The organism is Sporosarcina sp. ACRSL, assembly GCF_022346605.1.
Classification (GTDB): Bacteria; Bacillota; Bacilli; order Bacillales_A; family Planococcaceae; genus Sporosarcina.
The window spans coordinates 164,911-185,036 of record NZ_JAKRNT010000005.1; the positions used below are offsets into that span (position 1 = coordinate 164,911).

General features: G+C 44.2%; 19 protein-coding genes. 8 read left to right on the forward strand and 11 right to left on the reverse strand.

The annotated features are described in order from the left end of the window. Positions 1–21: 21 nt before the first annotated feature. Both MHZ92_RS09185 and MHZ92_RS09190 read right to left on the reverse strand, forming a co-directional pair. Positions 22–624: an ECF transporter S component gene (locus MHZ92_RS09185; protein ID WP_239431385.1), complete on the reverse strand. Its 603-nt coding sequence runs from the start codon at positions 622–624 to the stop codon at positions 22–24. A 194-nt stretch (positions 625–818) separates the two neighbouring features. Next, a complete protein-coding gene (locus MHZ92_RS09190; RefSeq protein ID WP_239431386.1) occupies positions 819–1,577 on the reverse strand; it encodes a C40 family peptidase in 759 nt (252 codons plus the stop codon). A 207-nt stretch (positions 1,578–1,784) separates the two neighbouring features. On the opposite strand from MHZ92_RS09190, the gene MHZ92_RS09195 reads away from it, so the two are divergent. After that, on the forward strand, positions 1,785–3,674 hold the full coding sequence (locus MHZ92_RS09195; protein WP_239431387.1) for a sensor domain-containing phosphodiesterase: 1,890 nt from the start codon (positions 1,785–1,787) through the stop codon (positions 3,672–3,674). Between the two features lie 54 nt (positions 3,675–3,728). Here MHZ92_RS09195 and MHZ92_RS09200 read toward each other — a convergent pair whose 3' ends face one another. From MHZ92_RS09200 to MHZ92_RS09210, 3 genes are read right to left on the reverse strand one after another with little or no spacing between them, the layout of a single operon-like run. Next, positions 3,729–5,384, reverse strand: coding sequence for a b(o/a)3-type cytochrome-c oxidase subunit 1 (locus tag MHZ92_RS09200; RefSeq protein ID WP_239431388.1), 1,656 nt, complete (start codon positions 5,382–5,384; stop codon positions 3,729–3,731). Continuing rightward, positions 5,381–5,884, reverse strand: a complete 504-nt coding sequence (locus tag MHZ92_RS09205; RefSeq protein WP_239431389.1) for a cytochrome c oxidase subunit II — start codon at positions 5,882–5,884, stop codon at positions 5,381–5,383. Before MHZ92_RS09205 ends, MHZ92_RS09200 begins: the two co-directional genes overlap by 4 nt. A gap of 24 nt (positions 5,885–5,908) precedes the next feature. Beyond that, entirely contained in the window at positions 5,909–6,055 is a 147-nt protein-coding gene (locus tag MHZ92_RS09210) for a cytochrome c oxidase subunit 2A (RefSeq protein WP_239431390.1), read from the reverse strand. Between the two features lie 303 nt (positions 6,056–6,358). On the opposite strand from MHZ92_RS09210, the gene MHZ92_RS09215 reads away from it, so the two are divergent. Next, on the forward strand, positions 6,359–7,060 hold the full coding sequence (locus tag MHZ92_RS09215; RefSeq protein ID WP_239431391.1) for a glucosamine-6-phosphate deaminase: 702 nt from the start codon (positions 6,359–6,361) through the stop codon (positions 7,058–7,060). A 186-nt stretch (positions 7,061–7,246) separates the two neighbouring features. After that, positions 7,247–7,738 (forward strand): C40 family peptidase, encoded by a 492-nt coding sequence (locus tag MHZ92_RS09220; RefSeq protein WP_239431392.1) that lies wholly within the window; start codon positions 7,247–7,249, stop codon positions 7,736–7,738. A gap of 247 nt (positions 7,739–7,985) precedes the next feature. On the opposite strand, the gene MHZ92_RS09225 is transcribed toward MHZ92_RS09220, so the two are convergent. Together MHZ92_RS09225 and secA2 are read right to left on the reverse strand one after the other, a co-directional pair. Continuing rightward, positions 7,986–8,879, reverse strand: coding sequence for an accessory Sec system S-layer assembly protein (locus tag MHZ92_RS09225; protein WP_239431393.1), 894 nt, complete (start codon positions 8,877–8,879; stop codon positions 7,986–7,988). Next, the gene (gene secA2 / locus MHZ92_RS09230; RefSeq protein WP_239431394.1) at positions 8,876–11,242 is read right to left on the reverse strand and encodes an accessory Sec system translocase SecA2; all 2,367 of its coding nucleotides are present in this window, start codon (positions 11,240–11,242) and stop codon (positions 8,876–8,878) included. The genes MHZ92_RS09225 and secA2 overlap by 4 nt, the downstream gene beginning before the upstream one ends. A 239-nt stretch (positions 11,243–11,481) precedes the next feature. Between secA2 and MHZ92_RS09235 the strand changes: the two genes are divergently transcribed. Beyond that, a complete protein-coding gene (locus MHZ92_RS09235; RefSeq protein WP_239431395.1) occupies positions 11,482–12,525 on the forward strand; it encodes a glycosyltransferase family 4 protein in 1,044 nt (347 codons plus the stop codon). A gap of 477 nt (positions 12,526–13,002) precedes the next feature. Here MHZ92_RS09235 and MHZ92_RS09240 read toward each other — a convergent pair whose 3' ends face one another. Continuing rightward, complete coding sequence (locus MHZ92_RS09240; protein WP_239431396.1) at positions 13,003–14,055, reverse strand: LCP family protein; 1,053 nt, start codon at positions 14,053–14,055, stop codon at positions 13,003–13,005. A gap of 153 nt (positions 14,056–14,208) precedes the next feature. Further along, the gene (locus tag MHZ92_RS09245) at positions 14,209–14,844 is read right to left on the reverse strand and encodes a YigZ family protein (RefSeq protein WP_239431397.1); all 636 of its coding nucleotides are present in this window, start codon (positions 14,842–14,844) and stop codon (positions 14,209–14,211) included. 145 nt (positions 14,845–14,989) lie between these two features. Between MHZ92_RS09245 and MHZ92_RS09250 the strand changes: the two genes are divergently transcribed. The 4 genes from MHZ92_RS09250 (at position 14,990) to MHZ92_RS09265 (ending at position 18,194) form a co-directional block, all read left to right on the forward strand. Continuing rightward, on the forward strand, positions 14,990–16,144 hold the full coding sequence (locus tag MHZ92_RS09250; RefSeq protein WP_239431398.1) for a sensor histidine kinase: 1,155 nt from the start codon (positions 14,990–14,992) through the stop codon (positions 16,142–16,144). A 20-nt stretch (positions 16,145–16,164) separates the two neighbouring features. Next, positions 16,165–16,845 (forward strand): response regulator, encoded by a 681-nt coding sequence (locus tag MHZ92_RS09255; RefSeq protein WP_239431399.1) that lies wholly within the window; start codon positions 16,165–16,167, stop codon positions 16,843–16,845. A gap of 72 nt (positions 16,846–16,917) precedes the next feature. After that, the gene (locus MHZ92_RS09260; protein WP_239431400.1) at positions 16,918–17,493 is read left to right on the forward strand and encodes a nuclear transport factor 2 family protein; all 576 of its coding nucleotides are present in this window, start codon (positions 16,918–16,920) and stop codon (positions 17,491–17,493) included. Positions 17,494–17,819: 326 nt separating this feature from the next. Further along, on the forward strand, positions 17,820–18,194 hold the full coding sequence (locus MHZ92_RS09265) for a hypothetical protein (protein ID WP_239431401.1): 375 nt from the start codon (positions 17,820–17,822) through the stop codon (positions 18,192–18,194). Here the strand turns inward: MHZ92_RS09265 and MHZ92_RS09270 are convergent. Beyond that, positions 18,160–18,696, reverse strand: a complete 537-nt coding sequence (locus MHZ92_RS09270; RefSeq protein WP_239431402.1) for a competence protein ComK — start codon at positions 18,694–18,696, stop codon at positions 18,160–18,162. The genes MHZ92_RS09265 and MHZ92_RS09270 overlap by 35 nt on opposite strands. Positions 18,697–18,878: 182 nt before the next feature. Next, a complete protein-coding gene (locus tag MHZ92_RS09275) occupies positions 18,879–20,045 on the reverse strand; it encodes a M20 family metallopeptidase (protein ID WP_239431403.1) in 1,167 nt (388 codons plus the stop codon). Positions 20,046–20,126: the final 81 nt, after the last annotated feature.

The window sequence follows — 20,126 nt, forward strand, 5'->3', positions numbered from 1 at the left end:
AATCATCCTTCCTGGCAATGCTTACAACCTTTCAATCTCTCCTGAGTTGTCATACATAAGTTTCACGTTCTTCGGCAATCCTTTGAAAATCAAAAAGCTAAGTAGGACAGTGACGACTTTATCAGGCACATCGACGACGATGCTGTCTGCAAACGATGCGAGCCAGAGCGGCATATCTTTTGCAAGCATAATTGCAAATAATGCATCACCCCATACATTTGATGTAGTACCTTCCCAAAAGATAATGTTGAGAGGCGTCGATACGATAGCAGCAATGAATCCGACGACAAGTCCGAGGACAATCGCTTTGCCGACATTCGAAATCCAGCCTTTGTAAGCCATGATTCCGGCAGCTATCCCAATGGCGGCTTGGGTTATTGCGTACACGAACGAAACGGGATCTGTCGTAAAGCCGTAGACGATATTATTGACGATACCGACAATCGCACCAACAATCGGCCCCGCAAGCATACTCGCCAACACAGTTCCGATCGCGTCCACCCATAGAGGCAATTTCAAGACGCTTGCAAACAATTTCCCCAAAAAGTTGATGCCGACCGCCGCAGGAATCAACACAATCGCAGCGGTTGAAAACTGCAACGTCCACATACGTTTCTTTTTCATTACTATTCTCCTTTTCTTTGTGATCAAGATAGATGTCAAGACACATGACTATACTAATCCATTATGACCAAATAAGGAAGCCTTTTTTGAAGGAAATGCAAATCAACTTATTCTTATCTTATGACCCGATTGTACTTTTAGATATAAAAAGACCAAGAGAATAAAAATCACATATCTCTTGGTCTTGGTTTATGTTATTGAACTGTTTGGAGTTGATTGAAGCGGGTAAAGCCGACGAATTTATCCTTCCAGTAAACGGAGTCGATTGATGAGATTTCCACTTTCTGTGTCCCGGCATGGATGAATTGACCGCCACCTAAATAAATGCCTGCATGCGAAATGCCGCTCCTGTACGTATTTTCGAAGAAGACGAGGTCACCGGGAACCGGCTCGTCGACAGGATGTGAATTCGTGAACATGCTAAAGGTGTCTAGCCTCGGTAACTGGAGGCCGGCATTCGTAAACACATAATAGATGAATCCGCTGCAGTCGAATCCTTCAGGCGTTACGCCCGCCCATGCATATGGTGTATCCAGAAGTGGAAGGGCAACGTCGATAGTTGCCAATTGAATCTCTTTTGCTGTTTTCGATAAAGGCAACAAGGTAGGCTTGTCCTTCGTTTCGAATGATTTGAAAAAGCTCGTTGAAGATGTCAGTTTTTCGACAGGTTTGCTCGTATTCAACTGGTTTGTACTGTTGGCATTGGCAGTTGTCTTCTGTTCAACGTTTGCCGGTTTTTTGACAATCAATTTTTGAGAAACTATTATAGAATCTGATGTTAAATTGTTCATTTTCTTTAATTCGTCTACAGTTAACTTATGTAGGGAAGCGATCTTCCAAAGTGAATCACCTGTTTTCACAGTGTATTGCTCAGTGGCGGCTTCCGCACTTCCAGTTGCGATACATGTCGCAAGAGCAAATGTGGCCATCACTGAAAAAACTTTCTTTTTCACTCCTATTTCCCCCTCATCGACAAATTTCTTTGGTTCTATTTTACTTGCAATCTAGTAGTAAAACAAGAGGAGGAAAGCGAGAGGAATTGTGTTTTATATGAAACTAGTAATATAATAGTATATGTTGGTATACCTCTATAATTATAAAATTATGTCGATAGTAAGGGGTAGAGATAGTTTTAGTCAGAAAGGGGTAGTATCCGTCCGATGAATCGTTCAAAAGATGAACTAAACATGATATTGGAGGAACTCCAAAAAAAACAGGAATTTATATTTACACAGGCGAAACAGTCGGACCTTTCACGACATACAATTGCCCCTGTATTAGAAGAATTATGCATGCGCATATCAAAAATAATGTCGTGCGATCGAGTGAGTATTTGGTTATTTAATGAAAGTCATACAACGTTGACAATGCAAAATAGTTTCCATAAAAAAGATTCCGCCTATTCATCCGGCGTAAAGATTTTTGCGAAAGAGCTGCCATCCTATTTTGAAGCTGTCCAACAAGAGCGGATTTTAGCGATTGAGGACGCTTCTACGGATCCGGTAACGAAGGAATTGAGGCAACATCCATTCTACGACGAGGGAGAAGTGAAATCACTTATAGATGCTTCAATCATCTTAGGTAAGGGAATTGGCGGTGTTGTCTGCTGCGATTCGACCGAACTGAGGAAGTGGTCATATCTTGATAGAGTACTTGTAGCGTCGATTGCAGACATGCTTTCTTACATTTTCGACCGACTGGAACGGATTGAAGTGGAGGAGCACGTTCAACAACTTGCGTATACCGATCAATTGACCGGCCTAGACAATGAATATTCATTCGCCGAAAAGGTAACAAAGCAAATTGCTAGTTTCAAAGAAGGGCAGCGTGGGATCTTCTACTATTTAGTTATGGATCAATTTACGGAAATGCAAGGGGTTCTCGGACCTGACGGAGCGGACCTGATGATCCAAATCACAGCGAACCGGTTGAAGAAATTGTTCCCGTACCCTTCGCAAACAGCTAGATTGGCATTTGATCATTTCGTCATTTTTTCACCGTTCGACGGCGAACTGGAAAATGAAAAAGCGAAAATGGAGCTCATTGTCAATAAATTAAAGCAACCGATGCACGTATCTGGTCAGGAAGTGTATATGACATTCAGCTATGGGGCTTCCGTCTATCCTGAACACGCCTCGAATGTGAAATATGGAATTCAGGCGGCTTACATGGCTTTGCAATCGGGGAAAGTGGCAACGAACCGGAAAAGTGGTATCGTATATAATCCCGAAATGCATACGTATTTGAAAGAGACGATGCTTTCCGAAATGAACTTGCGAAGAGGGCTTGATATGAATGAATTTCAACTTCATTATCAGCCTCAAGTAAATTGCCGAACAGGAGAAGTAATCGGGTTTGAGGCACTCATTCGGTGGCAGCATCCAGAGCGGGGTCTCATCTTTCCGGGGGACTTCATCGAGCTCGCCGAGTCGACCGGTCTGATTACGCCGATTGGAGAATGGGTCATCCAGCAAGCGGCCAATCAAATCCGTGAGTGGAATGAGCAAGGCTTGAACAATGTCACCGTATCGGTGAATTTGTCACCGAGGCATTTCTTGCATCATAACCTTCCGTTCTTTCTGGAAAAATGCATCACCGAAGCGAATATTAAACCGAAAAGCCTTGTGCTCGAAATTACCGAAAACGTCGCAATGGAAGATACGGAAGCTGTTGCAAAGCGAATTCATTTATTGAAAGAAATGGGCTACTTTATTTCAATCGATGATTTCGGAAAAGGGTATTCTGCATTCATCTACTTGCAGCACTTTCCAATCCAGCAAATTAAGATCGATCGTCAGTTCATCAATGGATTAGGAAAGAACCCGAAAAGCTCCGGAATCGTCCAAACAATTATCCATCTAGCGGAGATGCTGGGTTTGCAAACGATCGGCGAAGGTGTCGAAACGAAAGAGCAATGGGATATTTTGAAGGGATTTGGCTGCTCCGAGCTGCAAGGGTTTTATTTCAGCAGACCTATTCCTGTCGATGAAATTAATGAAATGATTCGTAAATACGGGCGGGGCGGGAAGTTGCTTCTCCCTTCCGCTTAATAACGAAAAAGCCTTACGCAACGGAAAACTTATTGCGTAAGGCTTAATTTATTCTTATCGTCCTATCGGCCAGTCAAATGGCAGCGACCCTGGAGGGGAGTGCTTGATAATATCGATTACTGGAATTGTATAGGCAAAGAGGATGAGGGCGATTGTAATCCCAATCCATAAATACCAGTTTTCTAAAATTTTTGGAGTTGGGTCTGCATCGATCTCTTCTTCTGCAATCGGGTATTCCTGAACGCCACGTGGTGCGAAAAACGCGAGTTGGATGAAGATATAGACCATCAAGATAATCCCGATGAACAGAATCGTTCCTCCAATTGCTTGAGCCATCTGGTAGCTGATCCATGTGCTCACTTGTTCACCGCCCGCATAATTCGAGAAGTCGGAACGTCTTGGACCGCCAAGGAGACCTTGGATATGCATCGCTGTTGACATGATCGTCATACCTACAGTCCAAATGATCGTTTGAATGATCCCGAGCTTATTCAACTTCGGCGTTAAACGTCTGCCGGTCAAGTGTGGGACGAGCCAGTAGGCGATTCCGAAGAACGTCAGAATTACTGTCGTTGCAGCCGTCAAATGGAAATGGCCAGTTACCCAAATCGTATTATGGATGAGCGTATTCATTTGGTGGGACGCATTGACGATACCGCCCGCGCCGCCCGGAATGAAAGCGACCATCCCGATGAAAGGCGCAAGGAAACGAACGTCCTTCCAAGGCAAATGTCTGAACCAACCGAACAGCCCTTTATGGCCTTTACGACGACCTGTAATTTCAAATGTTGCAAATATCGAGAACGCGGTCATCAATGTCGGAATGACAACCATGAATGTCAGGGCGACTTGGATGAATTTCCACGTCGGATCAATTCCGGGCTCTGTCAATTGATGGTGAAAGCCAACTGGAATTGAGAACATAAGCAATAGAATGAAAGAAAGTCTTGCAAGAGAATCACTGAACAATTTACCGCCGATAATTTTCGGGATAATTGCATACCATGCCATATACGCCGGTAACAGCCAGAAATAGACGAGCGGATGGCCGAAATACCAGAACAGCGTACGGCTTAGCAATACGTTGATTGTTGCCGCGTAACCTAATGACCAAGGAATGAATTGAATTAAAACGGACGATGCCACGCCGAGCGATGCGATGAACCACATCGCCATATTGATAACAACCATGAATGAGAGCAATGGAGATTTCTGACCCGGATTCGCCTTTTTCCAAACATAGAGCTGTCTGAAATTGACGAATACGGCAATCCAGCTCCCGACGATGACTAGAGCGAGTCCGATGTAAAATGCAGCATGCGCACGAAGCGGTGCATAAAATGTATACAATACGTTTGCCTCACCGACTAGAATGGTGATTGCTGCAGTAATCGTTCCGACGAGCATCGTCCAGAACGAAACCCATCCCCATTTACGTTGTTGATCAGAGATGCCGACCGTTTTCCCCATGAGGGAAAATTGAAAACCGATGATGAAGAATGTCGTTAAGACTAAACCTAAAATAACGCCGTGAACAGTCAAAATCGTATAGTAATTAATTCCAAATGGCAATTGAAACTTACCCGACCGGGACAATACTTGCAAGAGACCCATGAGCCCCCCGACGAGCAATGCCGCGAACGTGACATGCATGAACGACATATACAGACGGGATTCCTTCTTCGAAAACGAATTGTTTTTTAACATCATTCATACACCTCCACAGTTGCAAACATTTGATGGTGGCCGATTCCGCAATACTCATTGCAGACGACGGTGAATTCACCGGTATTTTTCATTACTGTTTCAAGCCGGCTCACATGCCCTGGCTCAACCATCATGTTGACATTCGTGCCTGCAACTTGGAAGCCGTGCACGACGTCCTTAGTAGTGACCTGGAATAAAACAGTAGAACCCTTTGGTATACGGATCTTTTTAACGGGCTTACCGTCCGCGTCATTACCGAAATCATAATTGAATGCGGAAGCGACGATATTCACCGTATATTTTCCTTCTGCCACTTCGCGAAGGCCGAGGTTCTCAGGTTTAAAAGAATCATGCGCCTCGACGTTTTGCGGATCGATCGTTTCGATATGGCTCATTGGATGCGTTCCTTTCCAGAAAGCTGCAAAACCGATAATGATAAGGAAAAGTGCGAGCGACCCTAATCCGAACGTAAGCCAGATCTTTTCGTATTTATGCAAATGCATCGTTGTTCCTCCTAACAAGTTTCATTATCTTGATAAAAAAAGTGCGTACAGTCCGAACCATAGTACTAGGATAAAGACACCTAGCAGCATGACTGAGATGAAAGTCCCTTTTAGATTGATTCCGGAATCAGCGGTTACTTGTGGACGCTTCTTTGAGTTGCCCTTAGCCATACTTTCCACCTCCTGCTTGAAGTTGTCTGCCTCATACTTTTATCATAAGCTTGGTGAAAAAATAGAGAATTAGGGAAATCCCTATGAATCTATATTTTGGGAAATAGTACACACTTTGTTCACAACGCCTTCAAAAATTAGACATACAAATTAGCAAAATGATATGAGTTTTAAAAGATACAAAAGGGGAATAGAAGTGTGGTCAATCTTCCGTGCATATTAATCTTTTAATTGACCATACTGTTTTTGGAAATTACAATTAGACAGTAAAACCAAATCTATAATGAAAGTCGGTTGAGAATGATGGAAAACGTTAAACTTATTCAAGTTGAAAGCCCAGATAAAGGAGCAGAGCGCTTTTATCAGGTGATAAAAGAAGAGCTTGAGCATAATCGACTTCATGTGCTTGGATTGGCAACAGGAAGTACGATGATCCCCGTCTATAAGAGATTGACGGAATCGGAACTGGACTTCTCGGATGTAACAACATTCAATCTCGATGAATATGTCGGCTTAACTGCATCCAGCCCGAATAGCTACGCGTATTTCATGAAAGAACATCTATTTAATAAGAAGAAATTTAAGGAAACAAATATACCGGACGGCATGGCGGAAGACCTGGAGGAAGAATGCAGACGTTATGAGCAAGCATTGCAAGACGCAAAACTAGACATTCAACTGTTAGGCGTCGGCGAAAACGGCCATATCGCATTCAACGAACCTGGCACACCGAAAGATTCCGTCACACATGTCGCTACGTTGACAGATTCAACACTCGGCGTGAACAGCCAGTACTTCGAAAATGACGAAGAAATCCCGAATATAGCCATTACGATGGGAATCGCCTCCATTATGAGCGCCAAAAAGTTGGTACTTTTAGCATTTGGAGAGAAAAAACGCCCAGCCATCTCAAAAGTGCTCGAAGGCAAAGTCGACCCTGACTGGACGATTACGTACCTTCTCGAACACGATGATGTTACAATTATTACAGACTTGGAATTTTAATGAAAAGCCGCGTCCCATAGGATGCGGCTTTTCTTATGGATAGATAGATGACAGGAATGTTTCAAAGTGAAAAAAACGAAAGATTTTGTAATGTTTCTGTTACCGAATTGTAATATAGGACGAGCATAGTACATGTTAAAGTAATCTCATACAAATATTCAGATAAATATAAATTCGGGGGATCATATGAGAATACTTACGCGCATGCAAAGGCAGATTGCATTTTTTGCAATTGTCCTCGTGTTATCGTTCACACCTATCTTTGATCAGGTCGAAGCATCATCCGATACGGCTTCCATTTCAGAAACGGCTAAGAGCCTGCAAGGCATCCGCTATGCGTATGGCGGAACGACGACAGCTGGATTTGATTGTTCTGGATTTGTACGATATGTGTTTAATCAACATGGAATCTCATTAGCCCGCACGTCTTCCGGCATGTACGCATCCGGGACAAAGGTCGACAAAAGCGATCTAATAGAAGGAGATCTTGTATTTTTTAACACGTCCGGCAAAGGGGTCTCCCACGTCGGTATATATATTGGGGACGGCAGTTTCGCTCATTCATCATCAACTAAAGGAGTGAGCATCGCCAAAATCGACGACCCTCATTATTGGGGCAAGCGGTATGTAGGAGCGAAGCGCATTACTGGAACTGATGATGTAGCATTCAATAAATAAAACGGATTCCTTTACGGGGAATCCGTTTTTTTATGTTCAATAATAAAATACGAGAGTGGGTCTAAAGTAACGAAATGATCATAACTAGGCAAAAGTCGCGCATTACTCACTCAAACTCGCGCAAAACTCCTTCGAACTCGCGCATAACCCAACCTAAATCGCGCAAAACAGTACTAAACTCGAGCATAACCGAACGCAACGCCGCAAAATTAAAAAAGCCGCGAATTTCGCGGCTTTCAAATTTACATTATTGAGGTACACGGATTGTCCAACGGGAGAAATCCGGGTTTTCCTTTTGGACCATTTCTTTCGGATAAATGAACGTCCATGGTTTCGATGTGTTCGCTTTGACAGAAAGCGGCGCTAGATCGAATGATCCGCGTGCAACGATTTCGCCAGTCGCATCGACAAGTTCCAATGGAAGCTTTTCGATATTGATCTGTTTCGAATGGCCGTTGCGGATGAAGATCGATGCTGCAATGCTTCCGTCTTCCTGTTTCTTCACTTGGAACCCGGCAAAGTTCACTTCACGCGGCTTCAGCTTTGGCATGTTGGCAACGACTTTTTCAAGCGCTTCTTTTTGCTCAGCTGTTAGGCCATCTTCCCACGCTTGCTCCAACTCAAGCTTATGCGGCACCATCGATTGGACGTTGAACGCAAGCTTCCAGTTTTCAGCAGGAGGCTCTTCGGCGAAAATATTATCCTTCGTGAAAGCGAATACCCAAGGACGTGCGCTTTTTCCAGGGATGTCGCCCAGCTCTTTCAAATCGAATTCTTGCGATGCAAGTGTCTTACCTTCAGCATCAAGCAACATCAACTCGACAGAGCCGACGGAAATCGACTGTTCCAATGAAGAACGGAAGAATGATTTGACGAGCCAGCTTCCATTTGCCGGTTCGACGTCAATGTCGATGCCGGAGAGGGAAATTTGGTTCGGCTTCAGCGGTTCCAGTTCATTTGCAAGGAAGCGGAATACGTATTCCTGTTCTTGGGTTAGCGTCCATTGCGGATGGAGCGAAAGAGTCGTCTCGACTTCGTCCGTTCCTTGTGACTGTGCACTACCTTCTAAAATTTCTTCTGAATCGATCGTGCTGTCTGAACCCGTTTTTTCGGTTTTCTTGAATAAATTAAAGAGTTTCATGATTCTTGGGCCTCCTGTTGTTGTGAAATAACCTTCATAAAGCCGATCACTTCGGCTGCGATATCCCTCCGCAGCTTCTGATAGTGCTTGCCGAATAATTGCAAGCCTTCACGCTGATAAATACGCATCGGATCTTCTTGGCCATACGACCGCAATCCGATTCCTTCCTTCAGACGAGCCATTACTTCCAGATGTTTCACCCACATTACATCGATATGGCTTAACATCACTTGTGGAATAATCTCATTCACTTGTTCATTGTCAGCAAACGTATTTAAATACGCAAACAGTGCAGCAACCGGCTCTTCATAAAACTTCAAAATGTCGGCTGGCTTTTCTAAGGTGCGTGGAAGTGCAACAGGCTCCAATAGAAGTCCGTTCATCGTGCGCTCAATTCGATCGAAATCGAAGCTGTCCGAAGTTTCGTGTTCTGGACAGCTATCATAGATAACGAATTCCACTGCCTCGGACATCATTGTTTTCAATTGATCCATAAGGTTTTCGCGCTCGAGCACTTTATCCCGCAACGTATAGAGGACGCCGCGCTGATCATTGATAACGTCATCGAGTTTCAAATTGTACTCACGCATTGCGAAGTGGGCGCCCTCGACGATCCGCTGTGTACGCTCCGTAAGCTCGTTCACATCGGAGTTTAAGACGAGACCGTTTTCATCCACATCGACTTTCTTATTGAATTTCTCAAGATCATCCTTTGCGAAACGTTTGAACATATCGTCTTCAAGTGAGATGAAAAACTGGCTTTCGCCGTGGTCCCCTTGACGGCCGGACCGTCCGCGAAGCTGGTTGTCGATTCGTCGGCTTTCGTGCTTTTCCGTACCGAGGACGAACAGACCGCCAAGTTCCTCGACACCTTCACCAAGCATAATGTCCGTTCCGCGTCCCGCCATATTTGTGGCGACCGTAATATGTCCTCGTTGCCCCGCTTGGGAAATGAGATCGACTTCCTGCTCGACACTTTTCGCATTCAATAGATGATATTCAAGATTCTCGCGATCCAAATACTCTGCTACTTTTTCTGATTGAAGGATAGAAGTTGTTCCGACAAGAACAGGTTGTCCTTTCTTATGGCGCTCCGCCACTTCCTTCGCAACCGCTTCATACTTTTGTTCAATAGTTTGATATACTCGGTCAGGCGAATCAATCCGCTGGCGAGGGCGATTCGTTGGAATTTGGATGACTTCCATATTATAGACTTCACGGAATTCCTTTTCCTGAGTTTTCGCCGTTCCCGTCATACCGCTTAACTTTGGATACATACGGAAATAGTTTTGGATCGTAATTTGTGCTTGGGCTTTATTCTCATCGGTAATCGGCAAGCCTTCCTTCGCCTCAATCGCCTGGTGAAGACCGTCGGAAAGCGTCCGTCCTTCCATGATCCGCCCAGTGAACATGTCGACAAGTTCGATTTTGTCATCTTTCACGATATAATCGACGTCACGTTTGAAAATGACGTAGGCACGGACAGCCTGAATCACGTAATGATAAAGGGTTTGGTGCTCAAGTTCGTATAGATTATCGATGCCGAATGCCTTCTCTACTTTTCCAATCCCTTCGTCTGTGAGGGAAGTCGCTTTTGTTTCATCATCAAACTCAAAATCTACGCCTTTTTTAAATCGCTTTGCAAGTCTTGCAGCGATGTAATGAAGGTCCGGATCCGCTTGCATTTTCCCCGCGACGATCAAAGGTGTTTTCGCTTCATCAATCAAAACGCTGTCCACTTCATCAATAATGGCGAAGTGATACGGGCGTTGAACTTTCTGGGAAGTATGCTGAACCATATTGTCACGGAGGTAATCAAAACCGAACTCCGTTCCGACGCCGTATGTAATATCGGCCATATACGCTTTCTGTTTCGCAGGGCCTTGCATCATCGGAACGTTCAAGCCGACAGTCAATCCTAGAAAACGGTGGATTTGGCCGATCTGATCATAGTCCCGCTTTGCTAGATAATCGTTTACCGTAATAACGTGAACGCCTTTTCCTTCCAAAGCGCGTAAATAGGATGGGAGGGAAGCGACAAGTGTCTTTCCTTCTCCGGTAGGCATTTCGGCGATATTGCCTTCCGCCAAAACCATCCCGCCGATGAGCTGCACGTCAAAATGACGCATGCCCAATACCCGCTTGGAAGCTTCGCGGACGACGGCAAATGCGTCGGGAAGAATTGTTTGTATCGTTTCGCCTTCTTGAACTTGTACTTTGAACACTTCCGTCATATGTGCAAGTTCTTCGTCGGACAATGTTTCGTATTTCGATTCCAGGTCATTTATGTGTTGCACAACTTTGCGGTATTTTCGAAGTTGTCTTTCGCTCGTTTGATTTGAACGTTTAAATATTGATAACATATGATTGACGCTCCTTTATCTTATCCTACTATTAAGGATACTGTTTTATTTTATCAAACTATATGGGAAAAGACTACCTTGTTACGAAATTGTGCATTCTGTAGTTATGCATACTCTATCTTACAAAAGGGTAAGGTAGAATTGAGTGTCCAGTTTCACGAACTTGGGTGCTTTCCATTGACAGACGTGCTATAATACTTGTGGCTAAATAAATTAATGTAATTACGGGGAGGAAGGACATGTTATTCCTTGCAATGGCTGCTGCATTCATAGCTTCCATCATACTGACTCCGCTAGTCATTAAATTCGCGTTCCGCATTGGAGCAGTCGATCATCCGAATTATCGGAAGGTGCATGCATCTGTCATGCCACGTATCGGAGGGATAGCGATTTTCGGTGCTTTCGTTGTCGGTTATTTATTGTTGCGTCCTGAAGATGAACATGCGATCGGAATTCTCGTTGGAGCCGTTATCATCATTATAACAGGCTTCCTTGATGACATGCTTGATATTACCGCCAAGGCGAAGATGCTCGGTCAATTGGCTGCTGCAATTGTCGTCGTCACATGGGGCGGATTACAAATTGAATTTATTAACTTACCATTTTTTGGCCCGTTTGATTTTGGCTATTTAAGTATACCTATAACAATTCTTTGGATCATCGGCATTACAAATGCTATTAATCTTATTGATGGATTGGATGGTCTGGCGGCGGGCGTTTCGACGATCGCGCTTATTTCCATCACGCTCATGGCGATGATCATGGGTGAAATGTTTGTTGTGGCGACTGCTGCCATTTTGGCCGCAAGCTCACTCGGCTTCCTATTTTATAATTTCCACCCTGCGAAAATATTCATGGGGGATACAGGAGCTTTATTCCTTGGCTATATGATTTCAGTGCTTGCGCTATTAGGATATAAAAACGTCACGATGATTTCACTCGTCATTCCGATTATCATTCTGGGTGTTCCGATTTCGGATACATTCTTTGCGATTATCCGTCGGGTGCGGATGAAACAACCGATTTCAGCTCCTGATAAATCGCATTTGCATCATTGCTTGCTGCGGGCAGGATTCTCACATCGACAAACGGTCCTGATCATCTATGGACTTGCTATTCTTTTCGGTGTAGCGGCAGTGCTTTTCTCGCAAGCGACTGTATGGGGTGCAATCGTCCTGATCGTCGTCATGCTCCTAGCAATCGAGCTATTCGTCGAAATCATCGGCCTGGCCGGAACAAATTACCGGCCGTTGTTGAATTTAGTTCGTATGATTGGAAAATAAATGAATGCTATAAATAAGTGACTGTAGACAAACACTAGGAATTTCCTGTGTTTGCCTACAGTTTTTTTCTTTTCAAAAAGTGATAGAGGGTTATCCTAAATACCGAAAATCGCCAGAACGGCTCCCTTTCCGCGGGCGTCGCCTCAGCCTCCTCACTTCGCTTCGCTCCGTTTGCGGGGTCTTCACCTGACGCTTTTCCCGCAGGAGTGTCGCCTTTTCTGGCGATTTTCTAGAGACACAGCAATTATAGATAGTGATATCTCCGATGGAAATAGGCTGCCTTAATTTCTGCAAAGGACGCAGAAATACGGCAAATCGAACTCTTCGTTGTTCGATTGGCTCAGCGCTCGCCCGCGGAAAGCGTCCACCTGGAGCGTAAATCAACAATATACAACCCCTTTTCTAACTTTTATATATTAAAAAACCATCCCACTAATTAAATCAGCCGGGATGGTTTATTTATTGATTTTATTCGATTTAAAAATCATCGCTGCCGTCAGCGGATTCATCGGTACTTCCGATAATGTTCGAATTGCTATCTGTTAAAGAGGATGAGTCTGGAATCAAGCCGAGATGAGCTTTCAACAGTTGGCTCACATTCTCTAAATCATTCTTGTCCAATTGATAATAATATGGACCTTTCGACCAATCATCATAGCCTTTCAAATTGAGTGAGTCCATTTTTGGCATGCCGCCTTTTGCATATTCCCAGAAAGACGTCATTTCTTTGAAGGTCAAGTCGGTTTTCATATTGTCGCCGACTGCTTCGATGACATCACCGTATTTCCCAATGGACTTCACGGATATCATCTCTTTAATGATCGCTTGCATAATCATCTGTTGACGTTTTCCGCGTTCGATATCGCTATCCGCCATACGCGTCCGTGCCAATGCGAGGGCATGTCTACCGTCAAGCTTTTGCAATCCTTTTTTCAATTGAATCGTGTTTCTGTCATTTTCGTCCTTTTCGAGCCTATTATACGGAACCTCGACTTCGATCCCGCCTAGTGCGTCGACAACATCAATGAATGCATTGAAGTTCATTTTCACATAATAATCGATCGGAATATCAAGCATTTGTTCTACCGTTTCGATAGAAGCATGAGTTCCACCGAATGCATGGGCATGATTGATTCTGTCCTTATAGCCGACCTTCGGAATATAGACGTAGGAATCGCGCGGAATGCTGAGCATCTTCACTGATTTCTCTTCAGGATTGAATGTAGCGACAATAAGAGCATCAGAACGGCTATTGCCTTGGCGCACATCGCTATCATCCACACCGATCAGGAGGACGGACACATTGTCCTTAGCAGGTTCCACTTTTGCTTCGCCCCTAATTTCGGATTTCTGTGTGGCGGGAACCGCTTCATATGCGCGATCGACTGCCTGTTCCGCTTGGTTGCGCAATGAAAGGCCATAAGCTGCTATCGCAAGCAAGGCAGTTAGCGAAACTAACAGACCGACCTTTATGGCCAGTCGTGTTTTGGACCTCTTCTTTTTCATTTTTTTATAGTCTCTTCTTTTCATAGCTTGTATTGGCCTCCACCATTGGCTAAGGAATCATCCCAAGCAAATTTACTCTTCCATATATGTTGACGCGCCATGTATACGATCCAACAGAATACTCAATGAATCGTCAACTTTCACCATTATACTATTAATTTTCTAAATCGTATACTATTATTGCACATCAAATTCAAGGAAGGAAGTTGAGACTTCCGAAATTTCGGCTTGACCATTCGTTAATTCCGTCATCCAGCTGACAAATGCCTCGGTCTCTGCAATTGGAACATTCATTATTATACTTACGTCTTCTTCATAGAGGATTTCTACGAGAGGGTAAGGCGACTGCCGCGCTTCATTTTCAACCTTTCCTAGCCATGTGTAATCAATGGTCACTTTCATAAGCTGGTGAAGCTTGCGCTCGACGACACCTGTTGCGGCGATCCCTTCAGTCGTTGCGCGGCCATACGCGCGGATGAGTCCGCCGCCTCCTAATTTGATGCCACCGAAATAGCGTGTCACGACAACAGCCGTGTCTTTCAACCCTTGTTTCTTTAGTACTTCTAGCATTGGGACACCCGCTGTGCCAGAAGGTTCTCCATCGTCATTCGCCTTTTGAATTTGATCGTGCTCGCCGATGATATAGGCAGAACAATTATGTGTGGCTGTATGATGCATCTTCTTGATGTCTTGAATGAAGCTTATCGCTTCCTCCTCCGTCTCCACTCTCTTAACGTATGTGAGGAACCTGGATTTCTGAATGACGATCTCGCTTTCACCGAACAATTTGACCGTTTTATAATCCGTTCGCATTTGCAGCACTCCTATCACTTGTAATACAATCGTAATACGCAATTAGTTTTACGATGATATAATAATAAAGTGTATAAGGAATTAAGGAATACTGCAACAATGCCTATGTGTAGCTGTTTTTCATTTCCAGGAGGGAGGGGTTGAAATGGTCGAAGAGACGATAAATATCCAAAATTTGGAAAAGATATTCGACAATATGGTTAATGTAATGGATCAATCCAAAAATGATATTTTCGCGATTAGCGAACAAAGCCGTCAATCCTTCCATGAGATGCAAAATGAACTCGCCGTTATTAAAGAAGATATTTCCCGGGTAATCACTGAAGGTGATTATTTGGAAGATATGACTCGCCAATCTAGAAGACGGCTTGCTGATGTCTCTAAAAACTTCATGCATTATTCTGAAGAACAAGTGCGTCAAGCATATGAAGTTGCTAATGATTTGCTCGTCAGGCTGTCAATCAACCGGATGGAAGAAAAGCAGTTGCGTGTTCGCCGGGATGAGTTGGATCGGCGCATTGCAGCTCTTTTAGAGACGATCGAAAAGGCGGATCATCTCGTCAATCAAGTGACGACAGTCATTACATATTTGACTTCCGATTTGAAGAAAGTCGGGGAAGTGCTTGAAACAGCCCGACAGAAACAAGAGTTCGCCATTCAAATTATCCAAGCCCAAGAGGATGAACGTAAACGGATTTCACGTGACATCCATGACGGACCTGCACAAATGCTTGCGAATGTATTACTTAGGTCGGGACTCATTGAAAAAACGTATACCGAAAGAGGTCCGATTGACGCCTTATCTGAACTGCATCAATTGAAGGAAATGGTTCGGAATGCCCTTCTTGAAGTCCGTCGCATCATCTATGATTTGCGACCGATGGCTCTCGATGATCTCGGATTAATTCCGACACTCCGAAAATATTCTTCGACGGTTATGGAATATGAAAAAGGCACGACAATCCATTTTGTGAACAATGGATCCGAAAGGAGATTCGAGTCGAATATCGAAGTAGCGATTTTCCGGCTCGTCCAGGAGTGTATCTCAAATGCACTTAAACATGGAAATTCAAGAGATGTTTGGGTGAAAGTAGAGTGGCTTCGTGATACAATGAATATTATCGTGAAAGATAATGGTGAAGGATTTGATCCGAACCAAACAAAAGAAAAATCATTTGGCATTATAGGGATGCGGGAGCGCGTCGAACTGCTAAAAGGCGAGATGAAAATCATGTCGACAATTGGCAAAGGCACAACTGTATTATTCCGTATTCCGTTACATGAAAATATAATTGAATAGGGTATTGGGAGGGAATGACAATGACGAAAACGAAAATTGTAATTGTAGATGATCATCAGCTTTTCCGCGAAGGAGTAAAAAGGATTCTTGATTTTGAAGACTCATTCGATGTTGTGGGAGAAGGAGACGATGGCACAGAAGTGGTCGAGCTATATCGCCGCTTTGAGCCGGACGTCGTCTTAATGGACATTAATATGCCTGGAATGAATGGAGTAGAGGCGACGGAAGTTCTGAAAAACGAATTTCCGGAAGCAAAAGTCATTATGCTATCTATCCATGACGATGAATCATACGTATCGCACGCATTGAAATCGGGTGCACTCGGTTATATGCTGAAAGAAATGGATGCCGACGCAATTGTACAAGCTATTAAAGTTGTTGCTTCAGGCGGATCTTATTTACATCCAAAAGTGACGCATAACCTTGTAGCCGAATTCCGCCGTCTAAGCGAGCGTGAACATAAAGGGTCTTTCCAACAAAATGATATTCGCCGTCCGCTTCATCTATTGACGAAGCGTGAATGTGAAGTGTTACAGTTGTTGACGGATGGGCAAAGTAACCGGACAATCGGGGAAACGCTCTTCATTTCCGAAAAAACGGTAAAAAACCATGTATCCAGCATTTTACAGAAAATGGGCGTTAACGACCGTACACAAGCAGTCGTTACAGCGATCAAAAATGGTTGGGTCGAAGTGAAGTAATGTTATAATGTAAGGGGCCTCCTATTAGGAAGGTCCCTTTTACTGTATAGGAACTGTATAGGAGGAAGAAGAATGAAAAAAATACTCGTTTTCTCATTGCTTATATCCGTACTCATGATTGGCGCATGTTCGAAAAAGGAAGATACTTCATCAAACCACGGCTCGGTAAATGACGGGGAAGTTCCGAGTGAATTCGGTTCAATCGATCACGGTGTAGATGAAAGTAAAGTAGGCTTCAATTTGGCTGGCGGCACGATCGAAGAGGCAGCAAACGTGCCGGCGGAAGAGAAGGAAAGCATTCTCAAATCGTTCGATACATATATCGATGCGTTCAATCATCAGGATATCGATGAATATATGAGTACCCTTTCCGAAAACCCGAAAAGCTTTGATCTGAATGAAGAGCGGGAGTATATCGAAACGGTATTTGATCAATTTGAACTGACGCGTGATGCGAAAGATATTACAATTGTAAAATTTGATGAGGAGACAGGCGAGGCGCAAGTGTTTGCCAACTTGTCGACGAAGATGAAACAGAAGTCCACCGGCTTGGAGACAAACCGTGAGGGCAGGCAAGTGACCGTATTCACAAAAGAGGGCGAGGATTGGAAAGTAAATTCTGTCTATTATATGGAAGATCAGAAATAACGTTTAGTTACAATAAAACTTCCACAAACTAAAACTGTCCGGGCCTTTATTGCCGGGCAGTTTTTTCGTTCTATTTAAATGTATGGATAAATTTATTTGACATTTGAAGCTTGGAGTGGAGGCGTCTTCCTGCGGGAATAGCATGAGACTTGAGACCCCGGAGGGAGCAAAGCGGACGAGGAGGCTCAAGCCATGCCCGCGGAAAGCGGACGCCGGAACGGAAAGCAAGTTTTAGCGGTTAAAATTACCTACTGCGCCATCTTGCTTTCCGGAAATGAAAAATGTATAATGAGAACAGATGTTCCTTTTGAAAGGAGGAAACCGTGATGCCTTTAATTCCAGCAAAGGCATTGCCTCATTTTGAAAATATGATCTACTTGCCGATGGTTCTGACCGTGTTGCAGCGCGATCGGGAACTATTTGAAAAAGGCCCATTCAAATTGAAGGGCCCTTACTTGAAAATCGTCGACGCTACCGTGAAGCAAGTCCAAAGTGAGCTGCAGGAAACGACGTTCTATTTGCGGCGCCATAATATGAAAGTGATTCGGAAAACGAGGGATAGTATGTTTACGGAATACATTTTCATTAATGGAGGCTATGAAGACCACCGTCGCTATTTGAATGTTAGGCTGCGCAACCGGACTGAAGAATTATTGGACTTGTATTTTACAAGATCGGGTAATCAATTTGCTGGCCATTAGGTGGAAACAGGAAAGCGGAACGGTCAAATGCCTTCTGCTTTTTTAAAAAATCCCTCTCCAACAGTCTTGCCAGCGCATATTGCCTGTACATCGTCGGGATTGAAATATCCAGTTTATATTTCTGATCATTTTCCAATGTGACGGAAGTCCCGAGTCCGTCAGCTGTGAAGAAATCGATTGCATGATAGGAAATCCATACATTTTGATCCGATAGGGGAGATAATGTTGGAATGAAGATGAATGGAATTCCGAAAGCGTTTGCCATTAAAAGAGGCGACTTCTGCTTATTATCCCCAAATAGTACTCTTGACGTGTTCATGACATTTTTATAGGTAGAGCCATAAAAAGCGCAAGAACCCGTCACGATATGTATCGGTTTTTTTGGTACAATTACAGTTCTGTTCCGCTCAATCACCCTCGTAAAGATTTTATTGCCTTCTTCCTTCGGTTGTAACATGAGAGTATCGAACGAGATATAATACCTAGTTACAAATTCAGTCAAACCTACTTCCTCCTATCCTATTTATTCCATCCCTTACTAGTATTATAGGATAAGGAAATAGAAAAACAAGCCTTTTGAATGAATAATTGGAACTATTCGATAAAAAGTACAATTCTACCATTTATGAAATCATAAAATCCGCCGTTATAAAAAACGGGGGATTCAGCCTGTTGGTAAACTCTTTATTCGGCTTGATAATCCAATGCGGCAGCGCCGAGTGTTTTCGCTGCGACGAGCATAGCTTGTTCCTCGAAATCGAATTTCGGATGATGATGAGGATAGGTTTCAGCAGGCTGGGCGCCTGTGAAGAAAAATGTGCCAGGTACCTTTTCCAAATAGTACGCGAAGTCCTCTCCGCCCATTTGCGGTTTGCTTTCAACGACATGCTCGACGCCTGGAACCGACTCCGCCACAGTTTTCAAAAACTCGGTTTCGGCTTGATGGTTCACCACTGCCGGATAGCCGCGGAAATAGTTGAATTCAATTTCACAATTGTTGGCAAGTGCCGTACCTTCCACGACCCGAGCCATTTCCCGCTCCATCAGGTCACGAATGTCGGGATCGAATGTCCGCACGGTGCCGCCAAGCTTCGCAGAGTCCGCGATGACGTTGAACGCGTTATCCGCAACGAATGAACCGACTGACAATACGGCAGATTCAATCGGATCCACACGGCGAGACACGAGCTGTTGAAGATTCATGACAAGCTGCGCGCCGATAACGACGGCATCCTTCGTCTGGTGTGGCGCCGCTCCATGGCCTCCCGCGCCTTGAATCGTAATTTCAAAACGGTCAGCAGCCGCCATGATCGGCCCTGTTAAATATTCAATAGTTTTGAAAGGGGTAAGCGACCAAAGATGTGTACCGAAGATTACATCGACACCATCCAGGCAACCGTCCTCAATCATTGAAATGGCCCCGCCTGGAGCAAATTCTTCTGCATGTTGGTGAATAAAGACATATTCCCCCGCGAGATCTTCCCGCAGTTCATGGATCGCTTTCGCCAGTTGCAGCAATGCAGCTGTATGCCCATCATGCCCGCAAGCGTGCATAACGCCAGGTACCGTCGATTTGTATGGGACATCCTTTTCGTCCTGAATCGGCAATGCATCGAAATCCGCGCGCAACGCGACCGTCTTTCCGGGACGCGCTCCTTTTACGCGTGCGACGACGCCGTTGCCACCTACGCCTGTACGGACTTCAACGCCGAGATCAGCATAAAAATCGTGGATGTATTGTGCCGTTTTCTCTTCCTTAAAAGATAATTCCGGATGCATATGCAGATGTCTGCGAATGACGACCATTTCTTCATAAGCGAGATCCAACTTTTCGAACAGTTGCTCGTTCATTCCATTACCCCTCTCGAAACGCGTTATTTTATTTATTCATTCATAATTATAACAATACGTTCCTGGGGTAGCAATCCAGTC